Below are 17,400 nucleotides of genomic sequence, written 5' to 3'. Positions count from 1 at the left end.
AGTAATTCTTCTTTTGCCATTCGGCCCCTTAAATCGTCAAAAATCCAAACTTGGTGCGCCTTTAAACCACATGTTGGAAAAAGGGAAGCGCTACAGTATATTCACGCTATTGCGACAAAATGCTACATCGTTCAGGTTTGCGTAACGTTGTAATGCGTTATGAAACCCGTGCTTTAACACTATAAACTGAGTTTCTCCCCCCAATGAAAATTTTCCCGTTCAGCATCATCCTGCTTGCTACGACTGCGATGCCCGCCATGGCAGCCGTAGATGCACAGGCCACCGGCAACACGATTGCCATCGCGCAAGACGATGAAGACATGCCCGTGGAAGAAGGCACATCGGGTGAAATTGTCGTTACCGCAGAACGCATTCGCGGGTCAGTCGATACCGACGTTCCGCCGGTTGAGCAGCTGAACGAAGCCGATATTGCGTCATTAGGCGCATCATCCTTGACCGATCTGGTCGCGGCGGTTGCACCGCAAGCCAATTCGGGCCGTGGCCGTGGCGGCGGCATGCCGATCATATTGCTCAATGGTCAGCGCGTTTCCGGCTTTCGCGAATTGCGCGATCTGCCGCCCGAGGCCATTCGTCAGGTCCAAATTTTCCCCGAAGAAGTTGCGTTGAAATATGGCTATCGCCCCGATCAACGCGTCATCAACTTCATTCTGAAAGACAATTTCGCATCCTTCGCGACCGAGTTTGAACATGCACAGCCCGAAGCTGGCGGTTTTGGTAGCAATGAATTGGAAGCGACGCTGACGCGCATTGGCGCCACCACGCGCTTCAACATTGATGTGGAACTGGAACGCGCGACCGCGTTGACCGAAAGCGAACGCGATCTGATTGCCTCCAATGGTTCATTGTTGGCCCGTGGCGGGAATATCAGCGGTCTTGGCCTGAATGGCGTGATATCGCCATCGCTGAGCGCTGCGGCAGGTTCGGCGGTCACACAGGCTGGCGTTCCGATTGGCATTGCCAACCCGACATTGGCGCAATTTGCAGGCACCGCAAACCGGCTGAACAATAGCGACATCGGCGATACCCGCACGCTGTTGCCCCGCACCGAACGGCTTGAAATCAATGGCACATGGAGCCGATCGCTCGGCCCACAGACGGGGCTGTCGCTCAACGCCAATTATGCGCTCAATGGCAGCGCATCATTGCTTGGTTTGCCCGGAACCAGCTTCATACTGCCCGGCAGCAGCCCCTTTTCCCCTTTCGGCCAAGATGTGACGCTCAGCCGCTATTTCGACACGCCGCGCCCGCTGGAGCGCGAGAGCGAAACCCATGTTTTCCAAACCGGTGGCACGTTCAATCATGTGCTGGGCCGGTGGCGCTGGACGGTGACGGGGAATTACGCGCGCACCGACAATGAAACGCGTACCACGCGCAACGCAGACTATACGGCTTTGCGCGCCGGCGTCCTTGCGGGCACCGTGAACCCGTTTGCCGCGGGCTTTGGGTCGGATCTGTTGTTTCTAGCACCCGATCTGGCGAGCAGCCTGAACCAAAATCTTGATGTCCGCAGCACACTGGCGGGTTCCGTGCTCACCCTGCCCGCTGGCGAGGTGCAGACGACATTTGCGTCCGGCTTCACACGCCAGATGCTCGACAGCGAAACATGGCGGTCGGGTGTCACCACCAATGTTGCCCTGCGCCGCAATATCATAAACCAATCGGTCAATGCTGAAGTACCCATCACAGGCCGCGATTTCGGCATTGGTTCAACCATCGGTGAATGGTCAATCAACGGCAATATCGGGTTCAGCGACCTGTCCGACTTTGGCCAACTTGTCGAATATGGCGCAGGTCTGCGTTGGGCCCCTGCCCGCAACCTGACATTTCAGGCGTCGATTACCGGTGATGAAAATGCGCCCGGCATTGGCCAGCTGGGCAACCCGACCCTCGTGACGCCAAATGTTGCGACCTATGACTTTACCCGCGGGGAAAGCCTGTTCATCAATGTCACAACCGGCGGCAACCCCGCATTGATTGGTGAAAAGCGCCGCGATCTGATCCTAAACGCCAACTGGACCCCGACCTTCATTAAGGATTTTGCGCTGCAGGCGAGCTATTTTAGAAACAACAGCCGCAATACAACCGCCTCCTTTCCATTGCTGACCCCCGAAATTGAGGCCGCGTTCGCAAGCCGCGTCGTGCGGGACGTAAATGGTCGGCTGGTCAGCGTGGACCAACGGCCAGTGAATTATGACCGTGAAACGTCGCAGCGCATCCGCTGGGGCTTTAACGTGTCCGGAAATATCGGCGCAGCCCCGCCAATGCGCGGGCCCTTTGGCGGCCCTCCTGGCGCGGGCGCTCCCCGTGGCCCCGGTGGCGCGCCCGCCGCAGCTGCACCCGCTGGCGCGCCGCGTGGACCACGTGCCGGTGGCGGCTTTGGCGGCGGCGGTTTTGGTGGTGGTGGCCAGCCAAGCCGCTGGAACATCGCTTTGTACCACAGCTACCGTATTCAGGACGAAATCCTGATCCGTCCTGGCGTTCCGGTGCTCGATTTGCTCAATGGATCGGCCACGAGCAGCAATGGCGGCGCGTCACGGCATGAGGTCGAGCTTTCGGGTGGTATGTTCCACAAGGGCTTTGGTTTGCGCCTGCAGGGCACGTACAAGAGCGGCACGACCGCCAATGGCACCGGACTGCCCGGCAGCAATGATCTGCGCTTCAGCGACCTTGCAGCGGTCAACGCCTTCCTGTTCGTCAACCTCGACCAACAGGCGAGCGTTGTGAAGGTAATGCCGCTGCTAAAGGGCAGCCGCGTGGCATTCCGTGTCGAAAACATCCTCAACGACATTGTCGATGTGCGTGACCAGAACGGCAATGTGCCGTTGGGATATCAGCCGGGATATATCGACCCGCGTGGCCGTGTGTTTGAACTAAGCTTTAGAAAGCGGTTTTAACCAACGCGTTCAGCCCACGCGCAATTTGCGCATGACGCGCCATAGCGGCAAATAAAATGCCAATGCCAAACGAAAAAGGCCGCCCCATTGGGACGGCCCATTCGTTGCAGATTTTCAGCTTATTTGGATGCGAGGGTGACCGTTACCGACGGTGCCTTGTCCGGGTCAGATGCGATATAGGCCGGGTTGAAGCGTTCAGCCCAAGCCTCTGCCTCTTTCAACCATTCAATATGCACGTCTTCGTAAGGCAAATTATGTGTTCCCTTTGGCTGTTCGACATAGCGGAAATCGACGCCCTCTTTCTTGCCCGAACCCTTTAACCGCGACACAAGCGTGCGCGATTGCTCGATGGGGATACGCGCATCACGCAATCCTGCGACGATCAAGATAGGCGACCATGGTCCGTTGGTGTTGCGTGCCGACGAAATGCCGATGAGGTCATCTGCCGTCGCTTGGAAGTTTGCACCGAAATCACCAAATGAACGCGTGTCATAGGCTTTCATCATCGGGAAGTCATAGACGCCTGCGCCTGCAATCGCGCATTTCCATTTATCCGGATCGCGCTGCGCACCCCGCGCTGTCGCATATCCGCCATAGGACCAGCCCATGATGCAGGCACGTTTCGGGTCAATCAGTCCGGATTGGCCAAACCACGTCAGAACGTCGTTCAAGTCGTCCTGCATGCGCAAGCCATAACCATTGGGCTTGCGGCCCTCCTTGACGAATTCCTTACCATAGCCACCCGAGCCACGGTAATTTGGCTGAATGACGACATAGCCAAGCTCTGCCATCGCCTGATGCCATGGGAAGAAACCGAACTCCTCTTGGTCACGGACACCGAAAGGACCGCCATGGGGCATGACAATCACCGGCAAATTCTTGCGATGTGGCCGGTGGCGCGGATAAGTCACCACTGCTTCGATTTCCATGCCGTCTGATGCCTTGTACCGAATGGAATCGGTTGGGTTCATCTGGAAATCCTTGAGCACAGGGTGCACCCATCCCAGCAGGTTCAGGTTGCCGGTCTCTGTATCAAACAGATAATAGCCACCCGGCGCATCAACGTCGGCGATCAGCATAAGGATTTTGGTGTCGCCGTCATTGCTCGCAATAATTTGCGCGTTCCCGCGACCAAAATCTTGGTCCATCAGCTTTTGGACTTCCGCCAAACGTGGATCAAACCAACGCGTACGATCCCTCGTGCTCGTGTACGATACGCCGGCAAGCTGGTTGCGGTCCTTGTTGGCAATTGGCCCGCCAACATCATAGCCTTTGACACCGAATATGGGTTCGCCGACAATCTGCATCGTCTTCAAGTTGACTTTGTAAACCTTGCGATACCCATCCTTGTTGCTCGTCGCGATGGCCGTGTCCGGCTCATCTAAGAAAATATCCGGTGTGATCTGCGTGCCTGTGAACGTTGTGTCGGCTTCATTCGAAACAGTCTTCATGGTGCCGCTGGCATCGGAACGATACATCAGTCGTTGCTTGCCGCTATCGCCGTCACTGCCAACACCAGCGCGAATGACACCCTTGCCATCAACCAACCAGCTGCGGACTTCAACGTTCGGACGCATGACAGTCTTGAACTTGCCAGAGCGGACATCGACTTCGATGACTTCGGGATTTCCGCTATAGCTCATATCTTTCAGGACATCGCGCGAGACCAATAATGTCTCTTTTTCATCATCGATGAACAGGATATTCGCGCCGCTTCCGCCGGCACCGTCCCATGCCAGCGGGCTGATTTTTTTGGTCTCGATGTCATAGGATACTAAGCGTGAAACGTCAGAACGGCGACCTTGAAGGATTTCACGTGACCCAACGGTGAAAACGATAGTGCGGTTGCCGACAAAGCGCCATGAAGCAATGGTGCGATCTCCCGCCTCACGGAACTCTTCTGCTTGGGCAAAGAATATCGGCGCAGATCCGGGCTTGGTAACATCAATATAACCCAGGCTATCGACACCATCCTTGGTCATCATCACTGCGATTTTGGTGCCGTCGGGTGACAGGCGCGGCGAGCGCATGAATGGCCGTTTCCCAAATACAGCCGTATCGACCCGGCCACGCGGCGCATTAACGACGATTGTACGGGCATCCGTCGCCTGCATAGCAACGGCAGTGACTGGAGCGGCGCCATTTCCGGCTTCCGCAGCGGCAACGCTAAAAGGAAGGGCGGCACTCGCGAGTAATGCCGTCAAAATCACTTTGTTCACTGTCTCTGCTCCCCAACATTTGAAAACTGCCATTATGGTTATACGTTCGATCAAAAGAGATGCAAGCAAGACAAAATACTGTGTCGACGTTTTTCGATGAATAGTGCCGACGGTCACGAAAAACCCCGCCGAAATCGCTTCCGGCGGGGCTTGTTCAACCGTTAATGCGGTTACGTTTTACATGGCACCATGGGCCAATGCCGCCAACAGAAGCAAGGCCACGATGTTCGTGATCTTGATCATTGGGTTTACGGCTGGACCAGCGGTATCCTTATATGGGTCACCAACGGTGTCGCCGGTAACGGCTGCCTTATGGGCCTCCGAACCTTTGCCGCCATGGTTGCCGTCTTCGATATATTTCTTGGCATTGTCCCATGCGCCGCCGCCCGAGGTCATCGAGATAGCAACGAACAGTCCGCCCACAATCACACCGAGCAGGAGCGCGCCGAGAGCCGCAAAGCCCTCTGCCTGACCTGCAACAGCCGTGATGATGAAATATACCGCAATTGGCGTCAGTACGGGCAGCAATGAAGGAATAATCATTTCCTTGATTGCAGCCTTGGTAACAAGGTCAACTGTTCGGGCATAATTTGGCTTGGACTTGAAGGTCATGATGCCGGGGTCGTTCGCGAACTGGTCACGTACGTCCTTCACCACTTCACCCGCAGCACGGCCAACCGCAGTCATGCCCATCGCACCAAACAGGTACGGCAGAAGCGCGCCGAGCAAGAGCCCGACGATGACATAGGGGTTCTCAAGGCTGAAATTCACCTCAAGCTCAGGGAAATATTCCCGAAGGTCGGCGGTGTAGCATGCGAACAGCACAAGTGCGGCAAGACCAGCCGAACCAATGGCATAGCCCTTGGTTACAGCCTTTGTGGTGTTGCCAACGGCGTCCAAAGCATCGGTCTTTTCACGCACCGATTCATCAAGGCCAGCCATTTCGGCAATACCACCGGCATTGTCGGTAACTGGACCATACGCATCAAGCGCCACAACCATACCGGCCAAGGCCAACATGGCCGTTGCCGCAAAGGCAATGCCGATGACGCCAGCAAGCTGATACGCGATGATGATACCTGCGCAGATCACAATCGTTGGCATCGCAGTGGATTCAAGGCTGATCGCCAGACCTTGAATAACGTTGGTGCCGTGACCCGTTTCAGATGCCTTGGCAATCGAACGGACCGGACGGTAATTGGTGCCGGTATAATATTCGGTGATCCAGATAATCAGGCCAGTGATGACCAGACCCAGCAGCGAGCAATAGAATAATGTCCGGCCGGTGAACCCGCCAACATCTGTTTCCATGCCGCCAAGCGCATAGCTAATTGCCCACCAGATCGCAGGAACCGAAAGCACTGCTGTTACAAGGAAGCCCTTGTACATCGCGCCCATGATGTTCGTGCCGCCACCAAGACGGACGAAATAGGTTCCGATGATCGACGTGATAACGCACACGCCGCCAATCAACAGCGGCAAGCTCATGAGGTTCATGAACAATCCAGTGTCGGTTACGCCCTGCACCAGCAGCGCGATCAAAACCATCGTTGCACCAACGGTGACGACATAGGTTTCGAACAAGTCAGCCGCCATACCAGCGCAATCGCCAACATTGTCGCCAACGTTATCGGCGATAACCGCAGGGTTGCGTGGATCGTCTTCGGGGATTCCAGCCTCAACTTTGCCAACAAGGTCAGCGCCGACGTCAGCGGCCTTGGTAAAGATACCGCCCCCCAAACGTGCGAAGATCGAAATCAGCGACGCGCCGAATGCCAATGCGACCAGCGCATCGATTACGGGCCGGCTGTTCGGTGCCATCATCGCGACATCGGTCAGATACCAAAAGAAGCCAGCAATCGCGAGCAAGGCAAGGCCAGCCACGAGCATGCCGGTAATCGCCCCTGCGCGGAATGCCATGGTCAGACCGGCCTGAAGCCCAGTCTGCGCCGCAGCCGCCGTGCGGACGTTTGCACGGACCGAGATGTTCATCCCGATATAACCCGCAACGCCCGAAAGCACCGCACCGAGGACGAAGCCAACGGTTGGAATGACGCCAAGGAAAACCGCCACAAGCACCGCAACAGCAACGCCAACGATGGCGATGGTCCGGTATTGACGGCCAAGATAGGCTTTTGCGCCTTCCTGAATAGCCGCGGCGATTTCCTGCATTTTTTCATTGCCAGCCGAGGCGCTCAGCACCTGGCGGCTGGTTACAAAACCGTACACGACGGCAAGTAACCCGCATATTATTGCAATAATTGTCAGAGACATGAAATTATCTCTCCCCTCCTGTTTATAAAAACAACTCTTGTTGCCATTCTCCTCCCGAGAACTGCAAGCCGTAAGGGTATAAGGCGGCATCGTGAGACATGGCAACCCTTAAACGCCGCCATTTCCGCCGCTTCGGTCAATGGTGTTGATAACCCAGCGTCGGCGGCAATTTCACAGGTGCATCGCCGTTGCACAATGTGAGGCCCCCGCCCGCAATCACGCGTCCGACAGCGGTTGCCTCGACGGCTATGCGGGCGTCCGCCGGCGCGCAGAACAAAAGCTCATAATCATCGCCCCAACTTGCCGCCTGCATCCGGCTTTCCAGGCTGTCCGTGCGGTAGCTGACATAAGCAAGCGACAAGGGAATGCACGCGAGGTCGATTTCGATGCCGATCCTGCTGGCGGTCGCCATGCGCTCTGCATCAATCAAAAGCCCGTCGGATATGTCCATCATCGCGTGGACAAATGGCGCAAGCCGCTGCCCTTCGGACAAGCGCGCCTGTGGCCGGTTGAACGCGTCGGCAAGCGCGCCAACCTCATCAAAGCCTGCGTCGATCAGCTCAAATCCCGCAAGCGCGTCGCCCAAGGTTCCGGTAACATACAGTATGTCGCCGACCTGCGCGCCCGCGCGTGAGGGCACCGGGCGGTTGGTCACGATACCAAGCGCGGTTAGCCCTAGCGCGCGCTTGTCACCACGGTTGGAAACGGTATCCCCGCCCAGCAAGGCAACGCCATAATGGCCAAGCACCTTTTCCAGACCGGCGGCAAACGCCCTGTCCCAATCATCATCACCAAGCATGAAGCCCAGCAACACGCCAATGGGCGAAGCCCCCTTCGCCGCGAGGTCGGACAGGTTCGAGGCAACGAGTTTCCACGCGACATCGGCGGGATCTGCATTGGATCTGAAATGCACATCTTCGGCCATCATGTCGTGCGTGATGATCAGGCAGCTGTCGCCCATTTCAACGACCGCCGCGTCATCAAGCAACCCGCGCGCCGCAGGGTCTTTCGCGAAACCACGCAATATATTGATGAAAGCGGATTCGGTGGTCATAAATATTCCAGTTCGCCATCCCGAACATGTTTCGGGATAACAAGCAACCGCAGCATGTGGTCCTGAAACGAGTTCAGGACGACGATAATAGACCTATGCCCGGACATCTTTCGCCACGGCATCCAGCAAACCATTGACGAACTTCGCATCTTTCTTGTCGAAAAAGGCGTGCGCGACGTCGAGATATTCGTCGATCACCGTCGCGGTCGGGACATCAGGGCGGGCGATCAATTCATAGGTGCCGCAACGCAGAAGCTGAAGCATAGTCTTGTCCAGACGGCCCATCTTCCATTGTTCGCCAAGCTTGGCATCAACGAGCAGGTCAATTTCTTCGCGGCGAGCGTCAACGCCGGAAACAACGTCGTCGAAAAAGTCGGCATCGGCGTCGGCATATTGCGCGTCTTCGATTTCCTGCCCCAAACGGTGCGAATGAAATTCATTCAAAAGGCGCGCAATGCCGATATTTTCCATGTCCATCTGGTACAACGCCTGCACAGACGCCAGACGCGCCGCCGACCGGGATTTTGATTTCGCACTTGCGTTATTGGCACTCATAATCTTTTCCTGACACTCGCCGCATGGGCGGGTAAACCTTCGGCATCGGCAAGCGTTGCCGCTGCTGGGCCTATAGCATTGATGGCGGCTTTATCGAGCGCGATAAAACTGGTGCGCTTCATGAAATCGAGAACCGACAAGCCCGACGCAAATCGCGCGCGGCGTCCCGTTGGTAACACATGGTTTGGCCCGGCAACATAATCGCCAATCGCCTCTGGCGTCATACGGCCCAAGAAAACCGAGCCTGCGTGCCGCACCAGATCGAAAAGCCGTTCGGCGCGGTCATCATCCACCGCAAGCTCCAAATGCTCCCCCGCCAAGCGGTTGACCAGCGGCATGGCGCCTTCCAGATCATCGACGAGGATTATTGCACCGAAATCATCCCAGCTTTGCCGCGCGACGGCGCCGGTTGCGAGTGTGGCAATCTGGGCATCAACGGCTTTTGCGACACTGTCGGCAAAACCGGCATCATCGGTGAACAAAATCGACTGACTCGTCGGGTCATGCTCGGCTTGGCTCAAAAGGTCCGCAGCAATCCATTCAGGATCATTCTTCGCGTCTGCCACCACCAATATTTCGGAAGGACCGGCAACCATATCGATGCCAACGACGCCATACAGCTGACGCTTGGCTTCGGCGACCCACGCATTGCCGGGACCGGTGATGACATCAACGGGGCGAATACGCTCCGTACCATACGCCAGCGCCGCAATCGCCTGCGCGCCGCCGACGCGCCAGATTTCGTCGACGCCAGCCAGATAGGCCGCAGCCATGACTGTTTGGTTAATCTCGCCACCGGGCGTTGGCGTGACCATGACAATGCGCTCTACCCCTGCAACCTTCGCAGGAATGGCATTCATCAGCACCGACGATGGATAGGCTGCGCGGCCACCGGGCACATAGACCCCCGCCGCATCAACCGCCGACCAACGCGCGCCCAAACGCACATTGTCCGCATCGCGATAGTCCCGGTTTTCGGGCAATTGCGCCTTGTGATACGCCTCTATCCGCTTGGCCGCGAGCGTCAGCGCATCGCGCAAATTCGGCGCAAGGGCCTCATAGGCCGCTTTGCACTGCGCAGCATCAATTTGCCATCCGGCGGCATTGAGGTCAAAGCCGTCAAAACGCTGGGTCATTTCGGCCAAAGTCACGTCGCCGCGCGCGCGGACATCGCGGATGGTTTGCGCGACCACGCTGGAGACGTCGGCATCCGCCTCACGCCGGCCATTTACCAGCGCATCAAATGCGTCAGCAAAGCCCGCGTCAGATGCGTTAAGCCGCTGCACGTGCGCCCGACAATTCCCGAAATGTCTGCACCAACGCAGGAATAGTGCCGCTCATCATTTTAAAGGCCGCACGATTAACGATCAGCCGCGCTGAAACCTGCGAGATGATAGCCGTTTCGACCAAACCATTTTCTGCGAGCGTCTTGCCCGACGACACCAAATCGACAATGCGTCCCGAAAGGCCAAGCGAAGGCGCCAACTCCATCGCACCGTTCAGCTTGACGCATTCGGCCTGAATACCCCGGGCATGATAATAGCGCGCTGTAGTCGCCGGATATTTGGTTGCGACGCGGATATGCCCTGCCTGAACATCATCAACGGCGTCCTGCGGCATCGCGACCGAAATGCGGCAGCGGCCAATGCCAAGGTCAACGGGGGCATAAAGCTCCGAATAATCAAATTCGTCGATCACGTCGGACCCGACAATGCCAATATGCGCCGCGCCATGGGCTACAAAGGTCGCAACATCAAAAGCGCGCACGCGAATGATGCTGATCGCGGGATTATTGGTCGCAAAAAGCAACGCGCGGCTGCTCTCGTCAAAGAACGCAGGCTCAGGCTCGATACCTGCCGCTTGCATAAGCGGCAAAGCCTCGTCGAGAATCCGTCCCTTGGGGATTGCAAAGATGATGCGTTCAGTCACAATGCCCGCGCTTTAGGGGTCACGCGCAGAAAGGGCAATATGGCAGAAGTCCTATTTGCCCGTCGATTTCATGATCGCCAGGTTCCGTTCAACCGCTTTGGACGTTAGTTTAAAAACGCATCCATGGCCGCATTCACCGCGTCCGGCCGTTCCCAGATAACAAAATGGCCGCAATCCTCCACAGGGGTGATCGTCACATGTGGGACCAATGCTTCGATGCCGTCGATGTTGCTTGCGGGCAGCGCAAGATCATCCATCGCCCACACAATCAGCGTCGGGATCATCAGCTTCGGAAAGTCGCCTGCGGCAAAAGCAGGCATTTCGGCATCTTCATCCATCGGTGGCACATATATTGCCGATGCGCGGTACCAATTGAGCATGCCAAAGCACGCATCGCGGTTTTGCCAATCGTTCAGCAACGCAGCCCGCTCTTCGGGCTCCATTGCGCTCGGTTTATCCCAGCTAACGGTCTTCCGCATCAGACCGGTTAGCCCAGCCTCACGCACCAAAGCATCATTTGCGGGGTCACGGAACGCACGCATATACTGGCTGGCTGCCCGCTGCTGCATATCGTTGATCATCAGCCGCTGGAACAGATAGGGATGCGGCGCATTGGCGATGATTGCACGCGTCACGCGACCTGCCCATGCGGGGTTAAGTCCGGCCGGTTGACCATTGAGCGCAACACTCCATGCAATCGCGCCGCCCCAATCATGACCCGCAATGATGAAATTGTGGATGCCAAGCGCGTCGGCCAAGGCAAAGATATCCGCGGTCAACTTGTCGGCGGTATAGGCATCGACATTTTGCGGCTTTGATGAATTGCGATAGCCGCGCTGATCGGGCGCGATGCAGAAAAAACGGTCCGAAAAATGGGCCATCTGGTGCCGCCATGTGCGGTGCGATTCCGGAAATCCGTGCAAGAATATGATCGCAGGATTGGCAGGATCACCCGCCGTAAACGCATCCATTTCAATCCCGGTTGAAAGGGAAAAACGGTGATGCTTTTGTTCGGTCATGATGATTTGCCTTATAATATTGCGATGGGTTGTTGGACCGCGTATTTCTCTAAACGCCAACACGCCCATTTTGATTTTACGAAATCGGCGCGCAGGTGGAACATCTCGACGCTTCGCTCCGGCATAATATACGCCAAATTGGCCTTTAGTTAACGCGCTTAACGCGTATCGCTCGGCCGTTAACCACAAGCATATAGCTGCCAACAGCGCCACGTTTGATTTTAAACTTTTGCCCGTTCTTCAGAATGAGCCAACTGCCTTCGGTGGTTTGCCATGTGCCCGCGTCTTTTGCCGCAAACTGATATCGGCCGTTGCTAAGTGCTTGAATATCTTCGATCTCGCCCTCAATCTGCTTATACTCTTCGTCCTGCTCCTCGTCGCTTTCGCCGAAGAACGGAATTTTGGGCAAGGAGAAACCAAATAACGACCGCTTGGTCTTCCGTACTTCGCCTTGATCAAGCAACACGACCTGCCGGCTTTCGGTTGCCTCTTCCAAAGACTTGCTGGCCGCGTCATAGCATTGCAAGCGCGTAGCGGCATCTGCCAAGGCGCGGCACGCAACGATGTCGCTATACACCTTGGGACGATTGACGGTCGTTTCGGCTGCATGCGCTGATGACGCGCATAGGCCAGCGATCAGAACGGCATAGGTCAGCTTTGGCATTTTTGTCTCTCCCGCATTGGACCGTCGTTTCGTTTGCACTGGGGGCTAGCGGCTATTCGCCCGGTGCACTAGCCTTGATCGCCAGCGCGTGGACGCGCGTTCCCGGAATATCACCCAGCGCCTTGTTCACCATCCGCTGCCGCATCACGCGGGATACGCCTGCAAATGCTGCGCTCTCTATTTCCACGGTGAAGTGCGATTCACCGGAGCCATCGTCACCGCTATGGCCGTGGTGTTTTGCGCTGTCGTTGATAACCGCGAGGTGCGTGGGGGCAAATGCTGCCGTCAGCAGCGTTTCCATTTCGATATGTGCAGGGCCTTTTTCCATAAGCTCTGTATTCCCATATCCGCAGTTTTTCGCCAAGGGGAATTATGGATTCGCGGCAGCCCTTTGACCGATTTCACGGCCGCGTTCGCGGTGCGCAGCGGCATTGCGCGCATCCGCACTGCCGTGAAGCAGGCGAATTTCGCGCGCCTGACCCGCATGGCCAGCGTGCGTCGGCCAATGGCCCCGGCGACTATCAATATCTGTGCCTTGAACATGTCCGGCAGTTTAATGCAGGCTATAACTGGTTCGCGGGCATGACCGCCGAAGAAATTATGGAGGCGCAAAGCCCCATCAACGTCTGGCCAAGCGAAACCCGTGCCTTTCGCGCCAGCGGCAGTGTCGATTCGCCGCCCAAATGGGCGGACTTTAAAGACCCGTTGGATGCCATATCCACCCGTTTCCGGTCACGCATGCCCAAGGAACGTGCCGACGGGCAGTTCCTATCGCCTGAGGACCGCAAAGCGCTCAAGACGCTAGGGCTTGGCGAGGATGCGGATAGGCGCGCCTTACGCAGTGCCTATTCGGCCAAGGTCCGCGCCTATCATCCCGACAAAAATGGCGGCAACCGGTCTTATGAAAAGGCTTTGCAAGACGTCATTGCTGCCTATACGCACCTTAAAACATCGCCCGCCTTTATTTGACGAGAACGACATGACTGACATTCCGAATATCCAGCCCAACAGCAGCGACACGACTATCCTTGCTGCCCCTGACAAAACCGTCAGCGTGCGCGAAATGTTCGGCATCGATGTCGATATGGAATGTCCTGCCTTTTCCGTTGCCGATGAGCGCGTTCCTGATGCCGACGACAGCTATGTCTTTGACCCCGATACCACGCTCGCGATCCTTGCTGGCTTTGCCCATAATCGCCGCGTGATGGTTCAGGGATATCATGGCACAGGTAAATCGACGCATATCGAACAGGTGGCCGCGCGTTTGAAATGGCCGTGCATCCGTATCAACCTCGACGCGCATATCAGCCGTATCGACCTTATCGGCCGCGATGCGATCGTTCTGCGCGATGGACAGCAAGTCACAGAATTCCGCGAAGGCCTGTTGCCGTGGGCGCTGCAGACACCGACCGCTTTGGTGTTCGACGAATATGACGCCGGCCGTCCGGACGTGATGTTCGTGATCCAGCGCGTGTTGGAGACCGAGGGCAAGCTGACATTGCTCGACCAGAACCGCGTCATTCGCCCGAACCCATATTTCCGCCTGTTCGCGACTGCCAACACCGTTGGCCTTGGCGACACAAGCGGGCTGTATCACGGCACGCAAGCGATCAACCAGGGTCAGATGGACCGTTGGAACATTGTCGTTGGCCTGAACTATCTGCCCGCGCAGGTCGAAAGCGAAATCGTTTTGGCCAAGGCATCGGGCACCGATGCCGCGACCGTCGCCAACATGGTGAAGGTCGCCGAAATGACGCGTCAGGGCTTTATCAATGGCGACATTTCGACCGTCATGAGCCCACGCACCGTCATCACATGGGCCCAAAACACCGCCATTTTCAAAAATGTCGGTTTTGCGTTCCGCCTGTCGTTCCTCAACAAATGTGACGATGCCGAACGCGCGTTGGTCGCAGAATATTATCAGCGCGTCTTTGGTCAGGATCTGCCCGAAAGCGTCGTTGGAAAGTTATAAGCATATTGGCCATTTCGCCGAAACACCGTTGAAGGGACCATTTATGAAACGCACTGCTCTTATTTTGGCGCTCGCACTTAGCGCATCGCCCGCATTCGCGGCGCTCAAGCCCGGCACACGCGCGACCGATTTCACCACGCAGGCGGTTTTGGCGGGCGACGTATACACCTATAATTTGAACAAGGCCCTGAAACGCGGCCCTGTCGTTTTATATTTCTATCCCAAGGCATTCACATCGGGCTGCACCGTCGAGGCGCATGAATTTTCCGAAGCCGCCGATGATTTTGCAGCCTATGGCGCATCCATCATTGGCATGTCGGCGGACAATATTGACACGTTGAAGCGTTTTTCGGTGGAGGCATGCCGCAACAAATTCACCGTTGGCATCGCGTCCAAACCGGTCATCAAAAATTATAAGGTCAGCCTGCCCATCATGGGCGGCACGAACCGCACGACCTATGTGATTGCGCCTGATGGAAAGGTGCTGTTCGCGTATTCCGAACTGGGCGTGAAGGGTCATGTGTCGGGCGCACTGAACGCGGTAAAGGCATGGCGCGCAGCCAATCCTAAAGGGAAATAATGCGCAAAGCTCCCCTTCTCCTTTTGCCGATGCTGCTGGCTGGCTGCACTGTGGCTGTCGAATATGGCGACATTCCCCACAATGTGCTGGCGGAAAACCCGCGCTGTAACCCGGCGCAAAATGACAGCGCATCGGTTAACGGAAAAGATTATTTCATCGTCACCAGCCGCCTGCCCGATTGCCGCGGCGATAATATCAAACTGACCAACCATCGTGCAGACCGCGTTCGATTTGGCCGGTTCTCGCCGCCAGAAACGATCAAGCCCGCCAAGGGCGACAAGCAATTGGTGGTGCCGTTAGCGTTTCAGCAGGAAGACGCATGGTGGGATGGCCTGCGTGATGCCGCGAACCTGCGCAACGGCCGCGTGCTTTTATATGTGCACGGCTATCGCGAAAAATTGCAAACCACCGCCCGCGACGCCGTCCAGATTGGCGCGATGAGCAATTTTGACGGCCCGATTATCCATTATAGCTGGCCATCGCAGGGCAATCTGTTGAGCTACGCCGTTGATGAAACCAACATGTATTGGGACCAGCGCAATTTCCGGAACTTCCTGACCAAATTGGCACGAACCGAATGGGTCAAGGAAATCGTGATTGTCTCGCATTCGCTCGGCGCACGGCTTGTCACGCCTGCCGTGGAATATGTCGACCGCACATCGACCAATGCGGATTCCAGCAATATTTCCAATCTCATATTGGCCTCGCCTGATGTTGATCGTGAAGATTTCGAACGCGATATCGCTGAAGAAGTGTTGGCCGCCCGCCGCGTCAACAACGACCGGCGCGTGACCGTCTACGCATCACTTAGCGACCGCGCCCTTGCCGTGTCGCGCGCTGTCCATGGCTATCCGCGGCTGGGATCACCTTATTGCTTCAGTCCGTTCGAGGCCAAGGATTTGAAGGCCAAAGGACTGCCGCAGCGTTGCTTTGCGACAAAGACCAAATATCAGACAGAGCCTGCCAAAACGGGCTTTACTATCATTGACACCACCGACGTATCAGGCGGCGGCGCGGGCCATAGCGATTATTTGCGCAGCCTTGCCGTGTGCAAGGATTTTGCGGCGGTCGTGAATGGCGCGCGGACAACCGACGATCGCGTGGCCACCGCGCAAGCACATGTCTTTACGCTGCGCGCGCCCGTTAAACCGACGAAAGCAGACATTGCAGCGGTATGTAAGCGGGCACCCGACTGATGGCGAACGAATCTCCACTTGAACAGTTCAAACAAGTCCTGACCGGCACGGCCCGCGCACTCGCGCATGAGCCGGAGATTGAACTTGCGTTCACCGCCGACGCCCCGACACAAGCGGGCAAAAACTTTAAAGTGCCCATGCCCGGCCGGTTGTTACCGCCTGACCAAGTCGCCGAAGCACGTGGCTTTGCCGACAGCTTCTCCCTGAAGCTCAAGCACCATAATGCCGCCCGCCATGCTGCCTTGCGGCCATCCGAAGTCATTGCTGGCGCCGCATTTGACGCGGTGGAAAATGCACGCGTTGAGGCATTGGGCTCACGCAATATGGCGGGCATCGCCGCAAATCTAGGCCACGCGCTTGAACTCAAATTGCGCACCGACCCGATCAGCCGCGCGCAGTCCGCTGATGAAGTACCGATTTCGACCGCATTATCGCTCATCGTGCGCGAACGCCTGACGGGCGCGCCGATACCTGACGCGGCGGTTGCTGGCGTTGATATGCTGCGCGGCTGGATTGAGGAAAAGGCAGGCAGCGATCTTGATGCACTTGCCCTCGCGCTTGACGATCAGGGTGCATTTGCCGCGCTCACGCAATCGATGCTCGAGCATCTGAACCTGACTGAAGGCGATGTCGACCCGTCCGATGCCGATGAAGGCGGCGACGATGCCGAAGACAGCCAAGACCAAGACGGCGACAGCGACGATGATGGCGAAGGCGAAGCTGGCCAAGCCGAAGCGCGCGCCGAACCGCAACAGGGCGAAGGCGAAGAGACCGAGGCCGATTATGACGGCGAGGATATGGACGATCAGGACGGTTCCGACGGCGAAATGGGCGATGACGGCATGCAGCCCGTCACCCCGCAACGCCGCAATTGGGACCATCTGCCGCAAAGCGATTATAAAATCTGGTCGACCAAATATGACGAGACCATCACCGCGACCGAGCTTGCCGACGAAGAAGAGCTGAACCGGCTGCGCGCCTATCTCGACCAGCAATTGTCCAACCTGCAATCGGTGGTGACAA

14 protein-coding genes and 1 pseudogene are annotated in these 17,400 nt (G+C 56.8%); 6 read left to right on the top strand and 9 right to left on the bottom strand.

The features are described from left to right. Positions 1-203 precede the first annotated feature (203 nt). A complete protein-coding gene (locus tag ACILQA_RS04405) occupies positions 204-2,915 on the top strand; it encodes a TonB-dependent receptor (protein WP_395628592.1) in 2,712 nt (903 codons plus the stop codon). Positions 2,916-3,034: 119 nt separating this feature from the next. Here the strand turns inward: ACILQA_RS04405 and ACILQA_RS04400 are convergent, their stop codons facing one another. The 9 genes from ACILQA_RS04400 to ACILQA_RS04360 all read right to left on the bottom strand — a co-directional run bounded on the left by ACILQA_RS04400 (position 3,035) and on the right by ACILQA_RS04360 (position 12,957). Continuing rightward, positions 3,035-5,134 (bottom strand): alpha/beta hydrolase family protein, encoded by a 2,100-nt coding sequence (locus ACILQA_RS04400; protein WP_395628591.1) that lies wholly within the window; start codon positions 5,132-5,134, stop codon positions 3,035-3,037. 177 nt (positions 5,135-5,311) lie between these two features. Next, positions 5,312-7,408: a sodium-translocating pyrophosphatase gene (locus tag ACILQA_RS04395; protein WP_395628590.1), complete on the bottom strand. Its 2,097-nt coding sequence runs from the start codon at positions 7,406-7,408 to the stop codon at positions 5,312-5,314. A 136-nt stretch (positions 7,409-7,544) separates the two neighbouring features. Further along, a complete protein-coding gene (gene thiL / locus ACILQA_RS04390) occupies positions 7,545-8,462 on the bottom strand; it encodes a thiamine-phosphate kinase (RefSeq protein WP_395628589.1) in 918 nt (305 codons plus the stop codon). Positions 8,463-8,555: 93 nt separating this feature from the next. After that, a complete protein-coding gene (gene nusB, locus ACILQA_RS04385) occupies positions 8,556-9,017 on the bottom strand; it encodes a transcription antitermination factor NusB (RefSeq protein WP_395628588.1) in 462 nt (153 codons plus the stop codon). Further along, positions 9,014-10,303 (bottom strand): histidinol dehydrogenase, encoded by a 1,290-nt coding sequence (gene hisD / locus ACILQA_RS04380; RefSeq protein WP_395628587.1) that lies wholly within the window; start codon positions 10,301-10,303, stop codon positions 9,014-9,016. Before hisD ends, nusB begins: the two co-directional genes overlap by 4 nt. Continuing rightward, positions 10,290-10,946 (bottom strand): ATP phosphoribosyltransferase, encoded by a 657-nt coding sequence (hisG, locus tag ACILQA_RS04375; protein ID WP_395628586.1) that lies wholly within the window; start codon positions 10,944-10,946, stop codon positions 10,290-10,292. The genes hisD and hisG overlap by 14 nt, the downstream gene beginning before the upstream one ends. Positions 10,947-11,050: 104 nt before the next feature. After that, positions 11,051-11,965 (bottom strand): alpha/beta fold hydrolase, encoded by a 915-nt coding sequence (locus tag ACILQA_RS04370; RefSeq protein WP_395628585.1) that lies wholly within the window; start codon positions 11,963-11,965, stop codon positions 11,051-11,053. A gap of 145 nt (positions 11,966-12,110) precedes the next feature. Next, positions 12,111-12,629 carry a hypothetical protein gene (locus ACILQA_RS04365; RefSeq protein WP_395628584.1) on the bottom strand — a complete coding sequence of 173 codons (519 nt, stop codon included), beginning with the start codon at positions 12,627-12,629 and terminating at the stop codon, positions 12,111-12,113. 52 nt (positions 12,630-12,681) lie between these two features. Then, entirely contained in the window at positions 12,682-12,957 is a 276-nt protein-coding gene (locus ACILQA_RS04360; RefSeq protein ID WP_395628583.1) for a BolA family protein, read from the bottom strand. 44 nt (positions 12,958-13,001) lie between these two features. On the opposite strand from ACILQA_RS04360, the gene ACILQA_RS04355 reads away from it, so the two are divergent. From ACILQA_RS04355 to ACILQA_RS04335, 5 genes and pseudogenes are all read left to right on the top strand, one after another. Continuing rightward, complete coding sequence (locus ACILQA_RS04355) at positions 13,002-13,598, top strand: J domain-containing protein (protein ID WP_306061969.1); 597 nt, start codon at positions 13,002-13,004, stop codon at positions 13,596-13,598. Positions 13,599-13,608: 10 nt separating this feature from the next. Beyond that, positions 13,609-14,601, top strand: coding sequence for a cobaltochelatase subunit CobS (gene cobS, locus ACILQA_RS04350; RefSeq protein ID WP_395628582.1), 993 nt, complete (start codon positions 13,609-13,611; stop codon positions 14,599-14,601). Between the two features lie 43 nt (positions 14,602-14,644). Next, complete coding sequence (locus ACILQA_RS04345) at positions 14,645-15,181, top strand: peroxiredoxin (protein WP_395628581.1); 537 nt, start codon at positions 14,645-14,647, stop codon at positions 15,179-15,181. Further along, positions 15,181-16,377 (top strand): alpha/beta hydrolase, encoded by a 1,197-nt coding sequence (locus ACILQA_RS04340; RefSeq protein ID WP_395628580.1) that lies wholly within the window; start codon positions 15,181-15,183, stop codon positions 16,375-16,377. Before ACILQA_RS04345 ends, ACILQA_RS04340 begins: the two co-directional genes overlap by 1 nt. After that, a pseudogene (locus tag ACILQA_RS04335) lies at positions 16,377-17,400 on the top strand (cobaltochelatase subunit CobT); the annotation flags it as partial. The gene ACILQA_RS04340 and the pseudogene ACILQA_RS04335, both read left to right, overlap by 1 nt.

Source organism: Sphingorhabdus sp. (assembly GCF_044239005.1).
In the GTDB taxonomy this organism is placed as follows: Bacteria; Pseudomonadota; Alphaproteobacteria; order Sphingomonadales; family Sphingomonadaceae; genus Sphingorhabdus_B.
The sequence above is the reverse complement of the archived record's forward strand: the minus strand, read 5'-3'. Positions and strand labels throughout refer to the sequence as shown.